The sequence below is a fragment of the Streptomyces alkaliterrae genome (assembly GCF_007097205.2).
Classification (GTDB): domain Bacteria; phylum Actinomycetota; class Actinomycetes; order Streptomycetales; family Streptomycetaceae; genus Streptomyces; species Streptomyces alkaliterrae.
In genome coordinates this window covers 1-20,525 of record NZ_VJYK02000076.1, presented here as the reverse complement: position 1 = coordinate 20,525, position 20,525 = coordinate 1, and the positions used below count along the sequence as shown (strand labels likewise).

Below are 20,525 nucleotides of genomic sequence, written 5' to 3'. Positions count from 1 at the left end.
GACGTGTGGTGGGAGAACGAGCGGACGGGGCGGGGCGGCGGGACGTCAGCCGCCACGGTGACGGGTCGGGACGGGGTCCTCGCCGACCTGCGTGGCACCCGGCCGCTGGAACTGCGGTGGCCGGCGCGTGACGTGCTGGTGCTGTCCGGGCTGCCGGGCGGCGGAAAGTCGACCCTGCTGGCCAGGGTCGCCGCCGACCCTGGCCATGTGTGCCGGATGGACTCCCAGGACGTCCGGGAGAGCTGGCAGCGCCGGTGGCCGTACCCGCTCGTCCGGCCGCTGGTCCGGGTCCACCACTACCTGCGGCTGCGGCGGGCGGTGCGGTCGGCCTCGGGCAGCGTCGCCGTGCACGACTGCGGGCAGCTGCCGTGGGTGCGGCGCTGGCTCGGCTGGGAGGCGGCACGCGCAGGGCGGCGGCTGCACCTGCTGCTGCTGGACGTGACGCGGGAGGAGGCGTTGGCCGGGCAGCGGGCGCGGCGACGCGAGGTGAGCGGGTACGCCTTCCGGCGGCACGTCCGCGCGATGGCCGTGCTGCGCGCGGAGCTGCTGGCGGGACGGATTCCGGCGGGTTGCGCGTCGGCGGTGCTGCTGGACCGGCCGGCGGCCGCGGCGGTGCGCCGTCTGTTGTTCGTCGAGCCGGACCGGGTCGAGCGGGGAAGCGGGTTGTGAGACCGCCCGGCCCGCCACCAGGGTCGGGTGGCGGGCCGGGCGCGGGGACAGCAGCGGTGGCGAGGGGCGGCGCTCAGTCGGTCGCGGAGGCGCGCGGTGCCCCGCCCGGCAGGCCGGTGATCGGCGCGTCGGGACGTACGACACCCGGCCGTGCGATGTCGGGCCGGAGGACTTCGGGACGGGCGACCTGGGGACGGGACGTGTCGGGCAGCGTCGACGCGCCGTCCGCCGCGGGGATGTCGGGCACGTCCGGGATCTCCGGCAGTTCGGGGATCTCGGGGATCTCCGGCAGGTCGGGCAGTCCGGGGATCTCCGGCAGGTCGGGCAGTCCGGGGATCTCGGGCAGGTCGGGCAGTCCGGGGATCTCCGGCAGCTCCGGCAGCAGGCCGGTGATCGACTCGAGCAGGCCGCTCAGCAGTTTGGTGACGGTCTCCAGGATCTTGCCGAGGTCGAGGGAGAGCAGCGCCTCCAGCAGCGCGCCGAGGTCGGCCGGGGCCTGCGCGGCGCGGGTGGTCGGGTCGGAGGCGAGCGGGGAGGTGGCTGCCTTCGCCCGGTGCTGTTCGAACGCCCGGGTGATCGCCTCGGCGTGCCGGTCCGCCTCGGCCGGGGAGAGCCGCTTGCCGTCGCTGCGCAGTGCCGTCGCGAGCAGGTCCTCGACGGGGGTGAGCACTCCGGCGGTGTCCGGCACCGACCTGGAGCGTTTCAGCAGGGCCTCGGCGTGCGGGGCGGTGTCGCCGCGCGCGGCCGTGGCGTGTGCTCTGGCGGCCTCGGCGGTGCGCAGCGCGGCGGCCACCGCCGAGTGCCGCTCGGCTGCGGCGCGTTCGGCCGCCCGCTTGGCGGCGGTGGGGCCGTCGGCCGCGACGGCGCCGGTGGCTCCGAACGTGAGGGAGCTGATGAGGGCGGCGGCCACGACGCCGGATACGGCCGTCTTCTTCTCCATGGGGACTGACTCCTCGGGGACTGCTTCGGTACTGCGGGTGGGGACGATCTCCACAGTTGAACCGCCTGCCACCCTCCGCAAGCGGAGAGTGGCCGATCGTGAGCATTCGGGTTACCGGGCCGCGTTGTCGGTGCCCCCGGCTAGGGTTCTGGCATGACCGTTCCACCGCAGGCGCGGGATCCGCGCGACATCGACCCGGCGGCCTCGGGCAGCTGGCCGGGCAACGAGCTGGAGGAGACGCTGGCGGCGGCGCTGGGCGCCGCGGACGCCGGCGGCCGGCTGCTGGAGGTGCTGGGCCGCAGCAGCTTCTGGGTGCCGCTGCCGGAGGGCGGCGGCCCGGACAGCCAGGATCTGGCGCTGCCGACGGTGCAGTTCTCCGGCGCCCCTTACGTGCCGGTCTACAGCTCGCGTGAGCAGTTCGAGGCCTGCGTCCGGATGGAGATGCCGTTCGCGGTGGTCTCGGCGCGGGAGTTCGCCCGCGGGCTGCCGCCGCAGGTGGGCATCGCGGTGAACCCGGAAGGCGCGGTCGGGGTGCCGCTGCCGCCGGAGGCCGTGGCGGAGCTGTGCAGGGAGGGCGGGGCCGACGAGCTGACGGGCGTGCGGGGCGGCGCCCGGATGCGGCTCTTCGAGCCGGACTGGCAGGACGACCCGGTGGACTTCCTCGCGGCGGCCGGCGAGGAGTTCGCCCAGCTGGCGCGGGTGCGTACGGCGCGGCGCGGACTGGCCAGCGCCGAGGGCGACCCGCCGGCGCTGTTCGTCGGCGTCGAACTGGACGTGCTGGAGCCGGAGTCCCGGCAGCTGGCGCACGACGCGTTGGCCCGCGCCCTGCACCGGGCGCCGGTGCGCTGGCCGGTGCAGCTGGTCCTGCTCGACGCCGCGCAGGACCCGGTCGTCGACTGGATGCGCGCCTGCGTCCGCCCGTTCTACGAGCGGCAGACGGCGTCCGCGTCGCCGGGGGCGGCTGGGGCGGGAGTGTGACCGAGTACACGCGTGTGCCGCTGAGTACGGGTACTCAGTGCGGGCGCGGCGGAATGAGTATCGGTCTGAGTAGCGCGGGCGTCCCCTTCGCGGCTCGTAAGCTGGTTTGATATTCGGGCGGGGGCACGTCGGTGCCCGCAGCAGGCACCAAGCGGAGAAGGGCGGGCCGACGTGAGCGCGGGTGAGAGCGTCGAGGATCTGCTGCGCCAGGTCTCACCGGGGCAGTACGACGCGTACGAGGCGCTGTTGCGCGCGCTCGGCGACGCACGGCTGTGGATGCTGCTGTGGCAGGGCGGGCCCGGAGCGCCGGACGCCCAGTACGGCAACATGGAGGTGGGCGGCCACGGTTACGTGCCGTGTGTCACCTCCGCCCAGGAGTTGGCCGTCTCCGGTTGGAACCGGGCGCACGAGGTGGCGGTGGGCCGGGAGGTCGCCGGCGCGCTGTTCCCCGGCCGCTGGGGCCTGTGGCTGAACCCGCACGCGCCCGGCGGCGGCGTCGGCGTGCCGTGGCTGGACCTGCGGCGGATCTGCGGCGGCCTCGACGTACTGCCGGCCGGGCCGCTGCGGCTGAGCGAACCGAGCCTGGAGATCCCGGCGTTCTACGCGCAGCTCACGCACGGCGCGCAGTACACCCCGGCGGTGCGCAGCCTGCGCCGGGCGTGGGTGCAGCCGGCGGTCGGCGCGCCCTATCTGGTCATCGGCCTCGACCTGTACGACGGAAGCCCGCCGTCGGTGGAGGCCGTGCAGCAGATGATGCGGCGTTCGGTGAGCGCCGTACCGGAGGGGCTGCCGGTGTCGACGGTCCTGATGGCGGACGAGTACGACCCGGTGGCGATGTGGCTGCGGGCCAACGCGCGCCCGTTCTTCGACCGGGACGCGCAGGGCGCGCCCGCGCCGGCCGCCGCCCCGGGCTACGGCTACGGCTACCCGCGCGCGTACTGAACCGCGCGAGCCGGGTGTCCCGTCGGCCCGGTCGTCTGCTGCGCCCGGCTGGACCTCACCCCACCGGGCTGTGGGCCTGTGGGAGCCGAGCCGGACGACCACGCGTGGTGTGACCGTGCGCCGCCGCGCGTCGCGTCGCGCGGCAGCGCTTCCGGCGCCGACTACTCAAAGTGCCTGCGTACAGCGGGTTTCTGAACCGCCGGCAGGCGGATGACGCGCCCCGGATGGGCGGTATGGACCACTTGGGTCGGGCCCCCTGGTGGGTCTGGGTCTCAGCTCGGTATCACCGACATGCGGACGGTTCACACCTATGTAGATGCACAGTAATGTGCGGGCGACCAACCGGTATGCACCACCCACTGACCCCTGAGGTGGACCATGCGAATTTCCAGATCCAGGGTCGCCAAGACGATCGCGGCCACCCTTGCGGTCGGTGTGATCGTCACTGCCTGTGGCAGTGAGCGCGGCCAGGAGGGCGACGGCGGCAAGCCGTTCGTCTTCGGCGCGGCGGGCGACCCCCGCTCGCTCGACCCCTCGCTCGCCTCCGACGGCGAGACCTTCCGAGTGACCCGTCAGGCCTTCGAGGCGCTGATAGAGCACGAGCCCGGCGGCTCCGAGATGGCGCCCGGACTCGCCGAGAAGTGGTCGAGCAACGACGCGGGCACCGAGTGGACGTTCAACCTCCGCAAGGACGTGAAGTTCCACGACGGCGAGGACTTCAACGCGGCGGCCGTCTGCGCCAACTACGACCGCTGGTACAACTGGAAGGGCGTCTACCAGTTCGACGCCATCTCCTACTACTGGCAGAAGGTCTTCGACGGCTTCGCCGAGAACGAGAACGAGGAACTGCCGGAGAGCAACTACGCCGGTTGTGAGGCCAAGGACGACCACACGGCCGTCATCAAGGTGAACAAGGCGACCGCGAACCTGCCGGGCGGCTTCTCCCTCCAGGCGTTCGCGATCCACTCGCCCAAGGCCATCGCCGCGTACGAGAAGGACAAGCCCAGCGGCGCCGCCGACGCGATCAACTACCCCAAGTACACCCAGGAGGCCGGCACGGTCGCCGGCACCGGGCCTTTCAGGATCGCCAAGTGGAACAAGGGCAACAAGGAGATCACCCTCGAGAAGTTCGACGACTACTGGGGTGACAAGGCCAAGGTCGACAAGCTGGTCTTCCGGACGATCGACACCGAGGACGGCCGCCGCCAGGCGCTGCAGGCCGGCAACATCCAGGGCTACGACCTCGTCGCGCCCGGCGATGTGAAGAAGCTCGCCGACCAGGGCTTCCAGGTCCCGGTCCGGGACGTCTTCAACATCTTCTACCTGGCGTTCACCGAGGAGCAGAACAAGGCGTTCGCCGACAAGAAGGTCCGGATGGCGATCGCGCACGCGATCGACAAGGAGAACATCGTCAACAACCAGCTGCCGGACGGCGGCAAGGTGGCGACGCAGTTCATGCCGGACACCATCGAGGGCTACTCGGAGAAGATCCAGCCGATCAAGCACGACCCGGCGCAGTCGAAGAAGCTGCTCGACGAGGCGGGCGTGAAGAACCTCAAGATCGACTTCTGCTACCCGACCGAGGTGACCCGCCCGTACATGCCGGCACCCGCCGACATCTTCCAGATCATGAAGTCCGACCTGGAGGGCGTGGGCATCAAGGTCAACCCCAAGCCGATGAAGTGGAACCCGGACTACATCGAGACCACGCGGGACGGCAAGTGCGGCCTGTACCTGCTCGGTTGGACCGGTGACTTCAACGACGGCTACAACTTCATCGGTACCTGGTTCGGCGGTTACCAGAAGGAGTGGGGCTTCCGCGACAACACGGTCTTCAAGGCCGTGAAGGCGGCCGGCGCCGAGCCGGACGTCGCCAAGCGCGTCGAGCTGTACAAGAAGGCCAACGAGGTCATCATGGACTACCTGCCGGGTATCCCGATCTCCTCCTCGCCCCCGTCCATCGCGTTCGGCAAGGACGTCAACCCGCCGAAGGTCTCCCCGCTGACGCAGGAGAACTTCGCGGAGGCCTCCTTCAAGTAACGCCGGAACTCCGGTACTTCGCGCACGACACCGCCCGGCCACGACCTGCCGTGGCCGGGCGGCCGTGCCCTGTGACAAGAGAAAGGGGGAAGGCGCGTGCTGCGTCTTGTGATCCGAAGACTGCTGCAGCTCATTCCCACCCTGTTCGGCCTGTCGGTGCTGCTGTTCCTGTGGCTGAACAAGCTGCCCGGTGGACCGGCGGCCGCCATGCTGGGCGAACGGGCGACCCCCGAGGCCAAGGCCAGGGTGGAGGCCGCACTCGGGCTCGACCAACCCGTGTGGGTGCAGTACGGGCGGTTCCTCGGCCGCCTGCTCAGAGGTGACCTCGGCACGTCCTCCCAGACGGGCCAACCGGTCGTCGACGAACTGCTGTTGAGGTTCCCCGCCACTGTCGAGCTCGGCGTGTCGGCCATCCTGATCGCCATCGTGGTCGGCATTCCGCTGGGGTACTTCGCCGCGCGCCGTCGGGGCAGCTGGCTCGACGTGACGGCCGTGTCCGGCTCGCTGCTGGGCATCTGCATCCCGGTGTTCTTCCTGGCGTTCCTGCTGCGCATGGTGTTCTCCGTGCACCTGGGCTGGTTCCCGGCCTTCGGCCGGCAGTCCACCGGCATCAACGCCACCGAGGTGACCGGCTTCTTCGTCCTCGACGGCATCCTCACCGGCGAGTTCGACGCCGCCTGGGACGCGATCAACCACCTCGTGCTGCCGGCGCTCGCGCTCTCCTCGATCCCGCTGGCCATCATCGTCCGTATGACCCGTGCCAGCGTCCTGGAGGTGCTGGGCGAGGACTACGTGCGCACCGCCGAGTCCAAGGGACTGAGCAACAGCGTCGTCCGGCTGCGGCACGTGCTGCGCAACGCGCTGCTGCCGGTCGTCACCGCCATCGGCCTGCTCACCGGCGGACTGCTGTCCGGCGCCGTGCTGACCGAGTCGGTGTTCTCCTTCGGCGGCATCGGCTCCTTCCTCAAGACCGCCATCGACGCCCGCGACTACCCGGTGCTGGTCGGCTTCATCATGTTCATCGCCATGACGTACGTCGTCATCAACCTGATCGTCGACGTCGCGTACAGCGTCATCGATCCGAGAGTGCGGGTGCACTGATGAGCACCAAGACAGACAAGATCGACCGCCTCGCGGAACTCACGGCCAGGAGCGAGACCTCCACCGGCGCCAGCCTGTGGGTGGAGGCGTTCCGACGGCTGCGGTCCAGCAAGATGGCGATCATCGGCGCCTGCGTGATCGCGCTCTTCGTGGTGCTCGCGATCGTCGGCCCCTGGCTGGCGCCCTACAGCGCGGAGGCGCAGACCTGGCGGAACGAGGTCTTCCGCAACCAGGGCATCTTCGTCGGCCCGCGCGCCGACAACTGGTTCGGCCTGGACCACCTGGGCCGCGACGAGTTCTCCCGCTTCCTGGTCGGGGCACGGCAGACGCTGCTGGTCGGCGTCGTCGCCACCCTGCTCGGCTTCACCGTGGGCGCGCTGCTGGGCGGCCTGTCCGGCGCGGCCCTCACCCTCGGCGGCCGCATCGGGCGCCGCGTCGACACCGTCGTCATGCGGTTCATCGACATGATGCTGGCGCTGCCCTCGCTGCTGCTCGCGGTCAGTGTCGCGGCCGTCCTCGGCCAGTCCCTGACCACGGTGATGATCGCCGTCGGCGTCGTCCAGATCCCCATCTTCGCCCGGCTGCTGCGCGGCGCGATGCTCGCCCAGGGCGGCTCTGACTACGTGCTGGCGGCCCGCGCGCTCGGCGTGCGAAGGCGGCGGATCGTCTTCTCGCAGATCCTGCCGAACTCGCTCAGTCCGGTCATCGTGCAGGCCACGCTGTGCCTGGCCACCGCAATCATCGAGGCCGCCGCGCTGTCCTACCTGGGCCTTGGCAACCCCGACCCGGCGGTGCCCGAGTGGGGCGTGATGCTCGCGCAGTCGCAGGAGTTCTTCGACGCCGCGCCGATGCTCGCCGTCTACCCGGCCCTCGGCATCATCATCACCGCGCTGGGCTTCACCCTGCTGGGCGAGGCCATGCGGGAAGCACTCGACCCGAAACTGCGGAGCTGACGCCATGCCACTGCTATCCGTGGACGAACTGAGCATCACGTTCACCGCCCGTGGCCGGCGCGACGTGAGCGCGGTCTCCGGAGTCTCCTTCGACGTCGACCAGGGCCAGGTCGTCGGACTCGTCGGCGAGTCCGGCTGCGGCAAGTCCGTCACCTCGCTCGCCCTGATGGGCCTGCTGCCCAAGCGCGGCGTACGGCTCGGCGGCCGGGCCGACTTCGACGGCACCGAACTGCTCTCCCTCAGCCGCGACAAGATGCGCGACATGCGCGGGCGCCAACTCGCGATGATCTTCCAGGACCCGCTGTCCTCGCTGAACCCGGTGGTCCCCATCGGCGTGCAGGTCACCGAGATCCTCAAGCGGCACCGGGGGATGAAGGGCGAGGCCGCCCGCAAGGAGGCCGCCTCCCTGCTGGACCGCGTCGGCATCCCCGACCCGACCCGCAGACTCAAGGAGTACCCGCACCAGCTCTCCGGCGGCATGCGGCAGCGCGCGCTCATCGCCATGGCCGTGGCCTGCGCGCCCCGCCTGCTGATCGCCGACGAGCCGACCACCGCGCTGGACGTCACCATCCAGGCCCAGATCCTCGAACTCCTCAAGGAACTGGTCGACCAGGAGGGCACCGGGCTGCTGATGATCACCCACGACCTGGGTGTCGTCGCCGGTCTCTGCGACCAGGTCAACGTGCTCTACGCGGGCCGCGTCGTGGAGTCCGCCGAGCGGCGGCCGCTGTTCGCCGCGCCCACCCACCCCTACTCGCACGGCCTGCTCGGCTCCATCCCGCGCCTCGACGCGCCCAGGGGCGAGCGGCTCAGCCCGATCCGGGGCTCCATCAACGACCGGATCGCCTGGTCGGACGGGTGCGCGTTCGCGCCGCGCTGCGACTTCTACACCATGGAGTGCCTGACCGGCACCCCCCAGCTCACCGAGCCGCACGCGGCCGGCCACCGGGTACGCTGCGTCAACCCGGTGCTGCCGGACGCCGCCGGCGCGGCGGCGGACAGGACGGAGGCCGGCGCATGAGCCTGCTCGAACTCAACGGCGTGAAGGTCCACTTCCCGATCCGCAAGGGCGTCTTCGTCGACCGCACGGTCGGCTACGTGTACGCGGTCGACGGCGTCTCCCTGTCCGTCGAGGCCGGCCAGACCTACGGCCTCGTCGGCGAGTCCGGCTGCGGCAAGACCACCCTCGGCCGGGCCGTCCTGCGGCTCAACGACATCACCGAGGGCGAGGTCGTCTTCGACGGCACCGACCTGGCGAGCCTGCCGGACGAGGAGATGCGGCGCTACCGCCGCCGCCTGCAGATGGTCTTCCAGGACCCGCTCGGCAGCCTCAACCCCCGGCAGAACATCGAGTCCATCCTCTCGGAGGGCATGGCCGCCCACGGCATCGGCGCCGACCAGGACGAACGCCGGGAGCGGATCAAGGAGATCCTGGCCAAGGTCGGCCTGCCGTCCGGCTCGCTCTCCCGCTACCCGCACGAGTTCTCCGGCGGCCAGCGGCAGCGCATCGGCATCGCCCGCGCCCTCGTCCTGGAACCGGACGTGATCATCTGCGACGAGCCGGTCTCCGCGCTGGACGTCTCCATCCAGGCCCAGGTGATCAACCTGTTGGAGGACGTCCAGGAGTCGATGGGCCTGACGTACGTCGTCATCGCCCACGACCTGGCGGTGGTCCGGCACATCTCCGACGTGATCGGCGTGATGTACCTCGGCTCGCTGGTCGAGGAGGCCCCCAGCGACCTGCTGTACGCCGAACCCCGGCACCCGTACACCAGGGCGCTGATGTCGGCCGTGCCGGTGCCCGACCCGGAGGTGGAGGACAGCCGGGAGCGCATCCTGCTCTCCGGCGACCTGCCCTCGCCCGCGTCGCCGCCGAGCGGCTGCCGCTTCCACACCCGCTGCCCCTGGCGGCAGGACACGCTGTGCGCCACCGACCGCCCCGAACTGCGGGACGTCGGCGGCGGCCACCGGGTGGCCTGCCACTACGCGGCGGAGATCGCCGACGGCCGCATCCGCCGCGCCGACGAGTCCGTCCCCGCGACACCCCCCGGACCACCGTCCGGAGCCGACGCCCAGCCGGCGGCGGCCGAGGACGCCGGTGACGCGTCCGAGGCGGCCGACGAGGGCCCGGCGGAACGCCGTCCCGAACCGGCCACCAGCGAGTAGCCGCGCCCCCGGGCGGGGCTCGGCTCCGCCGATGTGCCGTACGGCCCCGGAACGTTCCCACGTCGGGAATGTTCCGGGGCCGTACGGCGTATCCGACCGCACGGCTCTCGCCGTCGCGAGCCATCGGGCCGCTTCGGTTGTCGCGCGTACGCGCTGGGGCGCGGGTGCGCCGGGCTGCTCGGCGCGCCCCGCGCGTCACACCGTGCCGTGTTCCTCGTCGCGGCGGGGGCGGGGGAGGTGGAGGCCGAAGAACATCGCGGCGAGGCGCAGGGCGAAGACGAGGCCGGCGGAGACGACGGTGGCCGGGCCCTGGGCGACCTCCAGCCAGTGCAGCACCAGGTAGCACAGCGCGCCGGCGAACGCGGCCGTCGCGTACACGTCCTCCCGCAGCAGCAGCGGCGGGAACTCGCCGCACAGCACGTCCCGCACCACCTCGCCCGTCACCCCGGTCAGCACGGCGAGGATCAGCACCGCCAGCGGCGTCACACCGGAGTCGATGGCGGCCCGGGCGCCGATCACCGTGACGACCGCGAGGCCGATCGCGTCCACGACCAGCAGCGAGCGGTGCGGCAGCTTCCAGAACCGCAGATAGAAGATCGTGCCCACGCCGACGCAGGCGATCACGGTCAGCAGCACCCAGTCCTGCGTCCAGTACAGCGGGTGCCGGTCGAGGATCAGGTCGCGGAGGGTGCCGCCGGAGACGGCGGCGGCGAACGCCAGGACCAGCCCGCCGAAGGGGTCCATGTTCGCCCGGTGCGCGGCGAGCACACCGCTGGCGGCGAAGGCCGAGACACCGACCAGGTAGAGCACGTGCAGCATGCCGGGATCATCCCACCCGGACCGTCCACAGCCGCCCGCCTACCGGCATACGAGACCTACCTGCCAGTACAGCCGTAAGCGCGCCGCCCGCCCACAGGCCGATGACGCGTACCCGCCGTCCGCACAGTTCGACCATGTCGTCAGCGTCGGACGTGAGGACCGCCACCGCCCCCCCGGTAGGCGCAGGGCCGTCTCGGCGACCATGGCGTCGATGGCGTACTTGTGACCATGCAGTCCAGCCCCCGTCAGGAGCTGGGCGCTGCGGCGGGCGGCCTCCCTCGGCCATCTCCTCCTCCGGTGAACTCCCCGAACTCCCTCCGGTAGCCGTCCAGCGCCCCCCGCAGGAGCCTGCGCCGCTCAGCCCGTTCGGCCGGCTCGGTGATGTGGCCGGAGACGTTGTCCGTATGGGCCTTCATGCTCTCCGGCAGCTCTACCGGGAGCGTGAAGGTGACCTTCTTCGTCTTCGCCACGACCTGACCAGACCGGGGTGTCACCGCCGTCCGGGCGAAGGAACCCGGCCCCGGCACACGGTGTGGTCGGCCGGTCCGGAAGCGCCCCCCGGCGGGTGTCAGCCCGTGACGCGTTCGCGGCGGCGGGTGGTGCTGATCGTCGCCGAACCCACCACCCGCGTGCCCTGGTACAGCACCACGGCCTGGCCCGGCGCGACCCCGCGCACCGGCTCCGCGAACTCCACCCGCAGCTCGCCGTCGACCACCTCGGCGGTGACCGGGGTCTCCTCGCCGTGCGCCCGCAGCTGCGCGGTGTAGGAGTCCGGGCCGGTCGGCGGCTCGCCGCACCAGCGCGGCCGGATCGCGGTCAGCGCGACCACGTCCAGCGCCTCCTTCGGGCCGACCGTGACGGTGTTGTCCACGGGGGAGATGTCCAGCACGTAGCGCGGCTTGCCGTCCGGCGCCGGGTGCCCGATGCGCAGCCCCTTGCGCTGGCCGACGGTGAACCCGTACGCGCCCTGGTGGGTGCCGACCGTGCGGCCGTCCTCGTCGAGGATGTCGCCCTCGGCCGTGCCGAGGTGCTTGGCGAGGAAGCCCTGGGTGTCGCCGTCGGCGATGAAGCAGATGTCGTGGCTGTCCGGCTTGCGCGCCACCGCCAGACCGCGCCGCTCGGCCTCGGCCCGGATCTCGTCCTTGGTCGTGGTCGTGTCGCCGAGCGGGAACAGCGCGTGCGCCAGCTGCCGGTCGTCCAGCACGCCCAGCACGTATGACTGGTCCTTGGCGGCGTCCGAGGCGCGGTGCAGCTCGCGGCGCCCCTCGGCAGTGGTCACCACCGTCGCGTAGTGCCCGGTGCAGACGGCGTCGAAGCCCAGCGCGAGCGCCTTGTCCAGCAGCGCCGCGAACTTGATCTTCTCGTTGCAGCGCAGGCACGGGTTCGGCGTCCGACCGGCCCGGTACTCCTCGACGAAGTCGTCGACGACGTCCGCGCGGAAGCGCTCGGCCATGTCCCAGCAGTAGAACGGGATGCCGATGACGTCGGCGGCCCGGCGCGCGTCGCGGGAGTCCTCGATCGTGCAGCAGCCGCGGGCGCCGGTGCGGAAGGACTGGGGGTTGGCGGACAGCGCCAGGTGCACCCCGGTCACGTCGTGCCCGGCCTCCACCGCCCGGGCGGCGGCGACGGCGGAGTCCACGCCGCCGGACATGGCGGCCAGTACACGAAGCCGCTGCTGCGGCGCGGTCGAGTCAGTCATAACAACGTCAAGGGTACGGGTGCCCGGAGGCGGAACCACCCGGACGGCGCAACCGTTGTGCGCGTGACGGGACGGCGGGCGGCACCAGGGGCGTGGGCGGATGGCGGCGGAAGCGGAGAAGCGCGGCGGGCTCAGCCGCCGTGGCCTGGTCGTCGGCGGCGGCGCGGTACTGCTGGGCGGCGCCGCCTACACCCAGCGCGACACCCTCGGCCGCTGGTGGTGGCGGCTGCCTGGCACGGAGAAGCCGCGCCGCGAGGGCGAGGTCGACTTCCCCGGCGCCGAGTGGGTGGCCGCCTCCCCGGCGAACTGGCGCCGCGCGAACCGGCCCGACGACTACCGCATCGACCGGGTGGTCGTCCACGTCATCCAGGGCAGCTACGCCGTCGCCCTCAAGGTCTTCGGCGATCCGGGCCACCGGGCCGCCACCCACTACGTGCTGCGCACCGACGACGGCCACGTCGCCCAGGCCGTCCGCGAGCTGGACGTCGCCTACCACGCCGGAAACCGCTCCTACAACGAGCGCAGCATCGGCATCGAGCACGAGGGCTTCGTCGACCGCCCGACCGACTTCACCGACAACATGTACCTGGCGTCCGCCCGCCTGACCGCGAACATCTGCGACCGCCACGGCATCCCCAAGGACCGCGAGCACATCATCGGCCACAACGAGGTGCCCGGCGCCGACCACACCGACCCCGGCCCGCACTGGGACTGGCCCCGCTACCTCCGCATGGTGCGCGACGCAAGACCGGTACCGTCCCCGAGCCCGACGCCCTCGGTGACCGAGGCGGGCGACGGGCCGTAGGACCCCGGAGCCCGGACCGGCGGGTCAGCTCAGCCCTGCGGAGCGGGCGCGTTCGACGGCCGGGCCGACGGCCGCCGCGAGCGCGGCGACGTCCTCGGCGGTCGAGGTGTGGCCGAGGGAGAAGCGCAGGGTGCCGCGGGCCAGCTCCGGGTCGGCGCCGGTGGCGAGGACGACGTGGCTGGGCTGGGCGACGCCGGCCGTGCAGGCCGAGCCGGTGGAGGCCTGGATGCCCTGGGCGTCCAGCAGGAGCAGCAGGGAGTCGCCCTCGCAGCCGGGAAACGCGAAGTGCGCGTTCGCGGGCAGCCGGCCCGCCGGGTTCGGGTCGCCGCCGAGCACGGCGTCCGGCACGGCCGCCAGGACGGCCGCGATCAGCTCGTCCCGCAGTGCGCCGACCTGCGCGGCGAAGTCCCTCCGGCGCTCGGCGGCCAGCTCGGCCGCGACCGCGAACGCGGCGGCGGCCGGCACGTCCAGCGTTCCGGACCGCACGTCCCGCTCCTGGCCGCCGCCGTGCAGCAGCGGCTCCGGCGTGTGCTCCCGGCCCAGCACCAGCGCGCCCACGCCGTACGGTCCGCCGATCTTGTGCCCGGTGACGGCCATCGACGCCAGCCCGCTGCCGTCGAAGTCGACCTCGGTCTGACCGATCGCCTGCACCGCGTCCGAGTGCAGCGGAAAGCCGAACTCGGCGGCCACCTCGGCGAGTTCGAGAACCGGCATGATCGTGCCGATCTCGTTGTTGGCCCACATGACGGTGGCCAGCGCGATCCGCTCGGGGCCGCGCTCGGCGGCCTCCCGCAGCGCCTCCGGGTGCACGCGGCCGACCTCGTCCACCGGCAGCCACTCGATCTCCGCGCCCTCGTGGTCCGCGAGCCAGTGCACCGCGTCGAGCACGGCATGGTGCTCGACCGGAGAGGCGAGCACCACCCGGCGCCGCGGGTCGGCGGCCCGCCGGGACCAGTAGAGACCCTTGACGGCCAGGTTGTCCGCCTCGGTGCCGCCGCCGGTGAAGACGATCTCGCTGGGGCGCGCCCCCAGCGCGGCGGCCAGCCTCTCCCGCGCCTCCTCCACGGTGCGCCGGGCCCGCCGCCCGGCGCTGTGCAGCGAGGAGGCGTTGCCGGTGTGGGCGAGCTGGGTGGTCAACTCCCGCACCGCCTCCGGAAGCATGGGGGTGGTGGCGGCGTGATCGAGGTAGGCCATGGTGACCAGATTCTACGGCGCCTCCCCGGCCTGTCAGGACGGCAGGGGAGCGGCGGCCTCCGGGTCGAACAGCGGCGCCAGCAGGTCACCGTCCCGCGCCACCCGCGCCGCCACGTCGTGCAGGTCCAGCGCCAGCTCCTCCGGCTCCGTGCAACCGGCGACCTCCTTCCAGGCGAGCGGCGCCGACACGGTCGGCCGCGCGGTCGCCCTCAGCGTGTAGGGCGCGGCGGTGGTCTTGGCGTGCGCGTTCTGGCTGTAGTCGATGAAGACCTTGCCGGGGCGGAGTGAACGGTCCATGCGGTGCAGCGCCAGCTCCGGCATGGCCTTCTGCGCGGCCATCGCGAGAGACTTCGTGTAGCGCACGACCTCCGACGAGGGCGTCGGCTCGATCGCCGCCAGCAGATGCAGGCCCACCGACCCGGACGTCTTCGGCCAGGCCGTCACGCCGTCCTCCGCCAACCGGTCCCGCAGCCACAGCGCCACCCGGCAGCAGTCCGCGATCGTCGCCGGGGCCCCCGGGTCGAGATCGAACACCAGCCGGTCCGCGACCTCCGGACGGGCCGCCCGCCACTGCGGCACGTGCAACTCCGTGACCAGGTTCGCCGCCCACATCAGGCTCGGCAGATCGTCCAGCACCACCTGGCGCGCCCCGGGCGCGTCACTGCGCGGCACGGTGGCCGTCGTGACCCACTCGGGTGTACCCGGCGGCACGTTCTTGGCGAAGAAGCGCTGCCCCTCGGGGCCGTCCGGGTAGCGCAGGAAGCTCAGCGGCCGTCCCGCCAGGTGCGGCAGCAGCACGGGCGCACAGGTGGCGTAGTGGTGCAGTACCTCCCCCTTGGTCGTGCCGTCCGGGTAGAGGACCTTCTCCAGATTGCTGAGGGCGATCCGCCGGCCCTCCACGAGCGTGATAGGCGGCATACCCTGAGAATCGCACAAAGAGCGCGAATGGGGTGATCCGGGTGCGGTCCATCTGGAAGGGCTCCCTGTCCTTCGGTCTGGTGAGCATTCCCGTCCAGCTCTACGGGGCGACCGAGAACCACAGCGTCAGCTTCCACCAGATCCACCTCGCGAACGACTGCGGCGGCCGCATCCGCTACCGCAAGGTCTGCGAGATCGAGGAGGTGGAGGTGCCGCCCGAGGAGATCGGCAAGGGCTTCAAGGCCGACGACGGCACCACCGTCCCGCTCACCGACGAGGACCTGTCCTCGCTGCCGCTGCCCACCGCCAAGACCATCGAGATCCTCAGCTTCGTCCCGGCCTCCGAGATCGACCCGATCCAGCTCGACCGCGCCTACTACCTGGCCACCGACCACGCCTCCGCCGCGAAACCGTACGTACTGCTGCGCTCGGCGCTCACCCGGACCGGGAAGGCGGCCGTCGCCAAGTTCGCCCTCCGGGGGCGGGAGTCCCTGGGCCTGCTGCGCGTCGTCGACGACACGCTGGTCCTGCACTCCATGCTCTGGCCCGACGAGGTCCGGTCCGCCGGCGGACTCGCCCCGGCCGAGTCCGTCACCGTCCGCGACGCCGAACTCGACCTCGCCGAGACGCTGATGGACTCCCTCGGCGACCTGGAGTGGGAGGACCTGCACGACGAGTACCGCGAGGCGGTGGAGGAGCTGGTCACCGCCAAGCAGGAGGGCCGCACCCCGGAGGAACCGGCCGCCGCGCCCACCGGCGGCAAGGTCATCGACCTGATGGCGGCGCTGGAGAGCAGCGTGGCCGCCGCCCGGGAGGCGCGCGGCGGCGACCGCGAGGCCACGGTGACCGAACTGTCCGCCGGGCGGCGGAAAGCCACCGGGGAGGAGGCGGAGGGCGGCGAGCGGAAGCCCGCGAAGAAGGCCGCCTCGTCCAAGAAGACCGCGTCAACGAAGAAGTCGGCCTCGGCGAAGAAGACCGCCGAGGGCGGCGGCCGGACCGCCAAGAAGACCGCAGCTAAGAAGACCGCTGCGAAGAAGACCGGGGCGAAGAAGACCACGGCGAAAAAGACAACCGCTGCGAAGAAGACGGCGAGCCGCAAGCGCGCGTCCTGAGCGCTGCGGCCCGCCGAGCTGCGCCCTCAGGACTGCCAGAGGAACGCGGCCTTCGCGCAGTCCTCGCACACGAACGCGTAACCGCACCCGCCGCCACCGAAGTTGGCGGAGGTCTCGTGGTGCCTTCCCTCCTCCAGCTGCATGGCCAGGTCCATGAGCCGCCCGCACGACGGGCAGTCCGGCGTCTCCTCGCCCTGCAACCAGCTCGGCTCCCCGCCGAGCTGCCCCAACGCCTCGCGCTGTGGCCGGCCCGTCCGCTTCGCCCAGCCGGTGGACGCCTCGTAGTAGTCGTCGCTGTCGACGCGCTCGTAGCCGAAGACGCTCACCTCGCCCAGCTTCGTCTCCCCACCCTCCGGCGCGCTCACCGGCGAGGGCAGCTCCTCGGCCGGGAAGACGTACGCGGCGTTCCCGCCCGCCGTCGGATCCCACTCCTCGCACATGCCCGGGTCGTTCTGGCACATGAACACGGCGAGCATCCCGCGTCCGCCCACCTCACCGCGGTCCGCGTACCGGCCGAGATCGTCCAGCGGCAACTGGGCCAGGAACTGCATCGGTCCCTTGCAGGTGGCGCACGTCGGCCAGCTGAAGTCGCCCGAGTTCAGCGGCAGTCCACCGGTGCGGCCGACCGGCGAGGTCTCCTCGCCCGGCCCGGCATAGGTCATCAGTGTGATCACCCCCACCACGATAGGACTTCCCCCGCCGCCCGCCACCCGAGCACGCCCGAATCGGCCACCCGCGCGCGTTCACGCCCCGCCGCGCAACTCCGCGAGCCGGTCAAGCGCCTCCGCCACCGAGTCCCGTTCCTCCTCGGAGAGTTCCACCTCGGCGGCCTGCCGCAGCCAGTCGCCCGCTTCCGCGTCCTCGCCCATCCGATGGGCCACGTCGCCGCGCAGTGTCAGCAGTCGCACGAGCTGTGCGGGTGCCGGTTGCGCGTCCTTCCGTTCCAGCGCCCGGTCGATGATGCGCGCCGCGCCCGGCAGGTCCTCCTTGGCGTCGGCGAAGAGCGTGGCGAGGTGCAGGGCCCGGGCGACGGGCTCCTTGGGCACCGGGGCGTGGGAACCGTCGCCGCCTGTCTGCTGCCCCACCCGGATGCTGTTGCCCGCGGGGTCGGTCATCAGGAACTGCCGCATGCCGTAGCTCATGTCCTTCAGCGGTCCGATGCGCGGCAGCCCCCGGCTGGGTATCCGCCCGTACGTCGACCGAAGCCCCTCCCGGAACGCCTCGTGCATCGCGTCCACCTCGTCGGTGAGGATGTAGCAACCGCCGACGGAACTCGCCGGGTCGTGTGCCCTGTTGCCGAAGAAGTGCAGTTCGACTGCGCCGCGTTCGACGATGGCGTAGGGGTAGGGGCTCTTCTGGAGGAAGGTCGTCTCGAAGCCGAGCGCGGTGTAGAAGTCGACAACGGGTCGGATCTCTCGGCAGTGGAGCATGGGGATCGCCTTCTCGGTCATGCGGAGAGGGTAGTCAAAGTTGTCTAGTTGGTCAAAGTTGACTACTTCGAGGCGCGTGTCGGCACGACATCCTGTGCGCCTCTCCGTCAGTCCGGGCGGTCGGTGACGGTGAGGTGGTCCGGAAGCGTCGGATCGTCCGCCGGCGGCCGCTCGGGCAGTACAAGCGTCGTGAGGCGGGGGAAGCGGTGCAGCCAGCGGCCGCCGTCCTCGGCGGGCCGGTAACCGCCGGGCAGCCACAGGGCGGTCAGGCGGTCGCGGTCCAGGAGTTCAAGCAGCTCGGACGGCCGGTAGTCCGGGTCGGCGACCTGCACCCGGGGCCTGCCGCCGAGGGCCCGCAGGGCGCGCAGATGCTCGGTGTGGTGCGCGGTGAAGTACAACCCGTCCCCGCCCAGCCCGGAGATGACCTCCTCCGCGTAGCGGTCGGTGTCGAACCGGTACCAGGACCACGCCAGTTGGCGGCGGACGGCCAGTGACGGATGGGCGCGGTAGCGGGCCAGCAGGGGCAGCGCGGCCTCGCTGCCGAGTCGCGTGGCGACGAGCACGACGTTCAGCGCCACCTCGTCGGGCAGGCCCTCCGGGCCGGGCAGCAGGGCGAGCGCGGTCGGCGTGCCGAGATCGATCAGCGTACGCACCGCACGCTTGTCGCGCGGCGGCACCAGCGGCGCGGTGAACTCCAGCACCCGCCGCCGAGCGTCGTCGTCCAACCCGGCGGCGTCCGGCAGGCAGCTCGCCGCCAGCAGCCCCCTGCGGACGGCGGTCGGCGAGTGCCGCCCGTCGCCGTCGGCCGGGAGCAGTCCTTCGACGAGCCGCGTCTGCTCGGTCGGCCCGCCGAGGGCGACGGCCATCCGGACGACGTCCTCCCACTGCGGCCGGTGCGCGTTGACCAGCAGCATCGGCAGGTCGCCCTCCTCCAGTGCCGCTCGGGCGGCGAGGAAGTGCTGAAAGCTGCCGTGCGTCGCGAAGTGCACCACGCCGGGGGTGGACTCACGCAGAAGACCGGAACGGGACAGCAGGTGCTCCAGCACCGCCTCGGGCTCTCCCGCGGTGTCGCCGAGCGCCCGCCTGATCTGCCGCACAGCGTCCGAAGCGGCCATCTCCGACTGGTGGTTGCGCGTCATCCAGTGAGCGAACCGCTGAAGCAGCCCTAGCCGGGTGTCGCGATCGAGGCTCACACCGGCGACCGAAACGCCGCGCTCCTCGTCCCGCCGCTCCAGCAGCAGACCAAGCGCCGCGTCGTACAACTCCCGCCGCACCGAAGGCATTCGGCCGTCACGCGTGCTGTTGAGGGCGCAGAGCAACGCGCACAGGAGCGGGTGCACCGCGAGCTGCGCCAGCGCCGGGTTCGCCAGTACCGCCTCGTACAGTGCGCGACCCGCCGCCGGGTCGGCACCGGCGGCCGCGTGCCACCGGCTGATCAACTCCCGTACGTCGCCGGTCGCGAGCGGGACCAGTGACAACTCGTGGAAGCCCACGTCGGCCAGCCACTCATCGCGCACCGCCGACGGGCGGGCGGTGACCACCCAGCGGTTGTCGGGGAAGTCCCGTACCAGCTCGCGCAGCCAGCGGCGGGTGGTCTCGCGCGCCTCGGCCGGTATCTCGTCCACGCCGTCGACCAGCAGCAGGCCGCGTCCGGCGCTGAGCACCCGGTCGGCCCAGCCGTCCGGCTGGGCGCCGGCCAGCGAACTGCGCACGGCGTGCAGGAAGCGGTCCGGTGTGGGCGGCGCCCCGGCCGCGAGCACACGCCGCAACGGCAGCAGGAACGGCACGCGCCCGTACAGGCCGGGCGGCCCCGGCCGCTCTCCCCGCCCGACGGCGGCCAACGCCAACCACTGGAGCAGGGTCGTCTTTCCCGCCCCGGCCGACCCGCGCAGCACCACACGCTCCCGCACGGCGAGCGCTTGCGCCACCGGCGCCGGCGGCTCCACACCACTCGCCGCCTCCAACGGCACGTACGCCGCTTCCAGCGGCCACTCGCGTGAGACGCCGCCGCCAAGCCCGAGAATCGTCAACTCGCCGTGCCGGTTGCCGATGTGCTCCGCGTACCGCTGCTCGAAGCGGGCGTCCTCGGCGAGCGGCGAGGGCGTGCGCTCCAGCAGCAGGGCGGTGTCCGCCGCGAGTCCCGCCAGGTCGCGTGACTGCTCGACGAGCGTCCGGTTGGCAAACGTCGAACGACTGGCGAAGAACTCCAGCACATGCGCGCACACCGCCGTCAGCAGCGGCTCCAGCAGCGCCCGCGCGTCACCGGAGAGTCCAGCGGGCCTGGGCAGCCGCGCGGCGAGCGCCGCCGCTCCCAGCCGGACCGCCTGCACATCGTCCATGTCGAGATCGCCGAGCCCGTACAGCGCCGCGAGGGAGGCGGTGGAGAGGTCGACACCGGCCAGGTGCTTCGGGTCGCGGCCGGTCGCGGCCAGCAGGTCGAGCAGGTGGCCGTCTCCGCAGCCGAGGTCGAGGACCCGTTCGGCGCCCGCGACCTCGTCGCGTACGAGTTCGTAGCTGGATCGGCCGTCGGCGTCCCGTCCGGCGGCCATCACCTCCGACGTCACCGCCGGTCGCAGCGCGTGGAAGTCCCGTAGGAACGCCTCGCCCGAAGTACCCATCCACGCTCCTCCGTTGGCCGTTCGGCCAGCGTAGCCTCGTCCGTCCTAGGATCGCGGCATGGAACCCGCCGTCGTCGCACGTCTCGCGTCCGCCGCCGTCGTGCCGCTGGTCAAGCGGCTTGTCCGGCGGGACGGGCCGGG

General features: G+C 72.2%; 19 protein-coding genes and 1 pseudogene. 10 read left to right on the top strand and 10 right to left on the bottom strand.

Annotated features, from left to right (window positions below; translation table 11 throughout):
- Nucleotides 1–669: ATP-binding protein (locus FNX44_RS09920; protein ID WP_153507080.1), on the top strand; the 669-nt coding region annotated here is incomplete at its 5' end.
- A 73-nt stretch (nucleotides 670–742) separates the two neighbouring features.
- Here the strand turns inward: FNX44_RS09920 and FNX44_RS28885 are convergent.
- Nucleotides 743–1,609 carry a hypothetical protein gene (locus FNX44_RS28885; RefSeq protein WP_143647651.1) on the bottom strand — a complete coding sequence of 289 codons (867 nt, stop codon included), beginning with the start codon at nucleotides 1,607–1,609 and terminating at the stop codon, nucleotides 743–745.
- A 153-nt stretch (nucleotides 1,610–1,762) separates the two neighbouring features.
- Here FNX44_RS28885 and FNX44_RS09910 point away from each other — a divergent pair, with 153 nt between their 5' ends.
- The 7 genes from FNX44_RS09910 to FNX44_RS09880 all read left to right on the top strand — a co-directional run bounded on the left by FNX44_RS09910 (nucleotide 1,763) and on the right by FNX44_RS09880 (nucleotide 9,789).
- Entirely contained in the window at nucleotides 1,763–2,587 is an 825-nt protein-coding gene (locus FNX44_RS09910; RefSeq protein ID WP_143647650.1) for an enhanced serine sensitivity protein SseB, read from the top strand.
- A 171-nt stretch (nucleotides 2,588–2,758) separates the two neighbouring features.
- Nucleotides 2,759–3,529 carry an enhanced serine sensitivity protein SseB C-terminal domain-containing protein gene (locus FNX44_RS09905; RefSeq protein ID WP_323369187.1) on the top strand — a complete coding sequence of 257 codons (771 nt, stop codon included), beginning with the start codon at nucleotides 2,759–2,761 and terminating at the stop codon, nucleotides 3,527–3,529.
- Between the two features lie 378 nt (nucleotides 3,530–3,907).
- Entirely contained in the window at nucleotides 3,908–5,569 is a 1,662-nt protein-coding gene (locus FNX44_RS09900) for an ABC transporter substrate-binding protein (RefSeq protein ID WP_143647649.1), read from the top strand.
- 96 nt (nucleotides 5,570–5,665) lie between these two features.
- Nucleotides 5,666–6,670 carry an ABC transporter permease gene (locus FNX44_RS09895; RefSeq protein WP_143647648.1) on the top strand — a complete coding sequence of 335 codons (1,005 nt, stop codon included), beginning with the start codon at nucleotides 5,666–5,668 and terminating at the stop codon, nucleotides 6,668–6,670.
- The gene (locus tag FNX44_RS09890; protein WP_143647647.1) at nucleotides 6,670–7,623 is read left to right on the top strand and encodes an ABC transporter permease; all 954 of its coding nucleotides are present in this window, start codon (nucleotides 6,670–6,672) and stop codon (nucleotides 7,621–7,623) included. The genes FNX44_RS09895 and FNX44_RS09890 overlap by 1 nt, the downstream gene beginning before the upstream one ends.
- A gap of 4 nt (nucleotides 7,624–7,627) precedes the next feature.
- A complete protein-coding gene (locus tag FNX44_RS09885) occupies nucleotides 7,628–8,644 on the top strand; it encodes an ABC transporter ATP-binding protein (RefSeq protein ID WP_143647646.1) in 1,017 nt (338 codons plus the stop codon).
- The gene (locus FNX44_RS09880) at nucleotides 8,641–9,789 is read left to right on the top strand and encodes an ABC transporter ATP-binding protein (protein WP_143647645.1); all 1,149 of its coding nucleotides are present in this window, start codon (nucleotides 8,641–8,643) and stop codon (nucleotides 9,787–9,789) included. The genes FNX44_RS09885 and FNX44_RS09880 overlap by 4 nt, the downstream gene beginning before the upstream one ends.
- Nucleotides 9,790–9,984: 195 nt before the next feature.
- Here the strand turns inward: FNX44_RS09880 and FNX44_RS09875 are convergent, their stop codons facing one another.
- The 4 genes and pseudogenes from FNX44_RS09875 to mnmA form a co-directional block, all read right to left on the bottom strand.
- Entirely contained in the window at nucleotides 9,985–10,608 is a 624-nt protein-coding gene (locus FNX44_RS09875; RefSeq protein ID WP_143647644.1) for a trimeric intracellular cation channel family protein, read from the bottom strand.
- A 7-nt stretch (nucleotides 10,609–10,615) separates the two neighbouring features.
- Nucleotides 10,616–10,884, bottom strand: a pseudogene (locus tag FNX44_RS28880) (hypothetical protein); the annotation flags it as partial.
- A complete protein-coding gene (locus tag FNX44_RS09870; protein ID WP_143647643.1) occupies nucleotides 10,854–11,078 on the bottom strand; it encodes a hypothetical protein in 225 nt (74 codons plus the stop codon). The gene FNX44_RS09870 and the pseudogene FNX44_RS28880, both read right to left, overlap by 31 nt.
- A gap of 98 nt (nucleotides 11,079–11,176) precedes the next feature.
- Nucleotides 11,177–12,307, bottom strand: a complete 1,131-nt coding sequence (gene mnmA, locus FNX44_RS09865; RefSeq protein ID WP_143647642.1) for a tRNA 2-thiouridine(34) synthase MnmA — start codon at nucleotides 12,305–12,307, stop codon at nucleotides 11,177–11,179.
- 100 nt (nucleotides 12,308–12,407) lie between these two features.
- Between mnmA and FNX44_RS09860 the strand changes: the two genes are divergently transcribed.
- Entirely contained in the window at nucleotides 12,408–13,112 is a 705-nt protein-coding gene (locus FNX44_RS09860) for an N-acetylmuramoyl-L-alanine amidase (RefSeq protein WP_143647641.1), read from the top strand.
- Nucleotides 13,113–13,136: 24 nt separating this feature from the next.
- Here the strand turns inward: FNX44_RS09860 and FNX44_RS09855 are convergent, their stop codons facing one another.
- Both FNX44_RS09855 and ligD read right to left on the bottom strand, forming a co-directional pair.
- Nucleotides 13,137–14,306: a cysteine desulfurase family protein gene (locus FNX44_RS09855; RefSeq protein WP_143647640.1), complete on the bottom strand. Its 1,170-nt coding sequence runs from the start codon at nucleotides 14,304–14,306 to the stop codon at nucleotides 13,137–13,139.
- A gap of 33 nt (nucleotides 14,307–14,339) precedes the next feature.
- On the bottom strand, nucleotides 14,340–15,224 hold the full coding sequence (gene ligD, locus FNX44_RS09850) for a non-homologous end-joining DNA ligase (protein WP_143647639.1): 885 nt from the start codon (nucleotides 15,222–15,224) through the stop codon (nucleotides 14,340–14,342).
- A gap of 41 nt (nucleotides 15,225–15,265) precedes the next feature.
- On the opposite strand from ligD, the gene ku reads away from it, so the two are divergent.
- A complete protein-coding gene (ku, locus tag FNX44_RS09845; protein ID WP_143647638.1) occupies nucleotides 15,266–16,336 on the top strand; it encodes a non-homologous end joining protein Ku in 1,071 nt (356 codons plus the stop codon).
- Between the two features lie 26 nt (nucleotides 16,337–16,362).
- On the opposite strand, the gene FNX44_RS09840 is transcribed toward ku, so the two are convergent.
- The 3 genes from FNX44_RS09840 to FNX44_RS09830 all read right to left on the bottom strand — a co-directional run bounded on the left by FNX44_RS09840 (nucleotide 16,363) and on the right by FNX44_RS09830 (nucleotide 20,384).
- The gene (locus FNX44_RS09840; protein ID WP_323369185.1) at nucleotides 16,363–17,010 is read right to left on the bottom strand and encodes a DUF1963 domain-containing protein; all 648 of its coding nucleotides are present in this window, start codon (nucleotides 17,008–17,010) and stop codon (nucleotides 16,363–16,365) included.
- Between the two features lie 69 nt (nucleotides 17,011–17,079).
- Entirely contained in the window at nucleotides 17,080–17,787 is a 708-nt protein-coding gene (locus FNX44_RS09835; RefSeq protein ID WP_143647637.1) for a bleomycin resistance protein, read from the bottom strand.
- A gap of 86 nt (nucleotides 17,788–17,873) precedes the next feature.
- Nucleotides 17,874–20,384 carry an NACHT domain-containing protein gene (locus FNX44_RS09830; RefSeq protein WP_143647636.1) on the bottom strand — a complete coding sequence of 837 codons (2,511 nt, stop codon included), beginning with the start codon at nucleotides 20,382–20,384 and terminating at the stop codon, nucleotides 17,874–17,876.
- Nucleotides 20,385–20,525 lie beyond the last annotated feature (141 nt).

Bases quoted from the DNA above. Each gene is read 5' to 3' on its own strand.
- FNX44_RS28885 (WP_143647651.1), bottom strand. From the start codon at position 1,609: ATGGAGAAGAAGACGGCCGTATCCGGCGTCGTGGCCGCCGCCCTCATC.
- FNX44_RS09910 (WP_143647650.1), top strand. From the start codon at position 1,763: ATGACCGTTCCACCGCAGGCGCGGGATCCGCGCGACATCGACCCGGCG.
- FNX44_RS09900 (WP_143647649.1), top strand. From the start codon at position 3,908: ATGCGAATTTCCAGATCCAGGGTCGCCAAGACGATCGCGGCCACCCTT.
- FNX44_RS09890 (WP_143647647.1), top strand. From the start codon at position 6,670: ATGAGCACCAAGACAGACAAGATCGACCGCCTCGCGGAACTCACGGCC.
- FNX44_RS09885 (WP_143647646.1), top strand. From the start codon at position 7,628: ATGCCACTGCTATCCGTGGACGAACTGAGCATCACGTTCACCGCCCGT.
- FNX44_RS09880 (WP_143647645.1), top strand. From the start codon at position 8,641: ATGAGCCTGCTCGAACTCAACGGCGTGAAGGTCCACTTCCCGATCCGC.
- FNX44_RS09875 (WP_143647644.1), bottom strand. From the start codon at position 10,608: ATGCTGCACGTGCTCTACCTGGTCGGTGTCTCGGCCTTCGCCGCCAGC.
- mnmA (WP_143647642.1), bottom strand. From the start codon at position 12,307: ATGACTGACTCGACCGCGCCGCAGCAGCGGCTTCGTGTACTGGCCGCC.
- FNX44_RS09860 (WP_143647641.1), top strand. From the start codon at position 12,408: ATGGCGGCGGAAGCGGAGAAGCGCGGCGGGCTCAGCCGCCGTGGCCTG.
- FNX44_RS09855 (WP_143647640.1), bottom strand. From the start codon at position 14,306: ATGGCCTACCTCGATCACGCCGCCACCACCCCCATGCTTCCGGAGGCG.
- ligD (WP_143647639.1), bottom strand. From the start codon at position 15,224: ATGCCGCCTATCACGCTCGTGGAGGGCCGGCGGATCGCCCTCAGCAAT.
- FNX44_RS09835 (WP_143647637.1), bottom strand. From the start codon at position 17,787: ATGACCGAGAAGGCGATCCCCATGCTCCACTGCCGAGAGATCCGACCC.
- FNX44_RS09830 (WP_143647636.1), bottom strand. From the start codon at position 20,384: ATGGGTACTTCGGGCGAGGCGTTCCTACGGGACTTCCACGCGCTGCGA.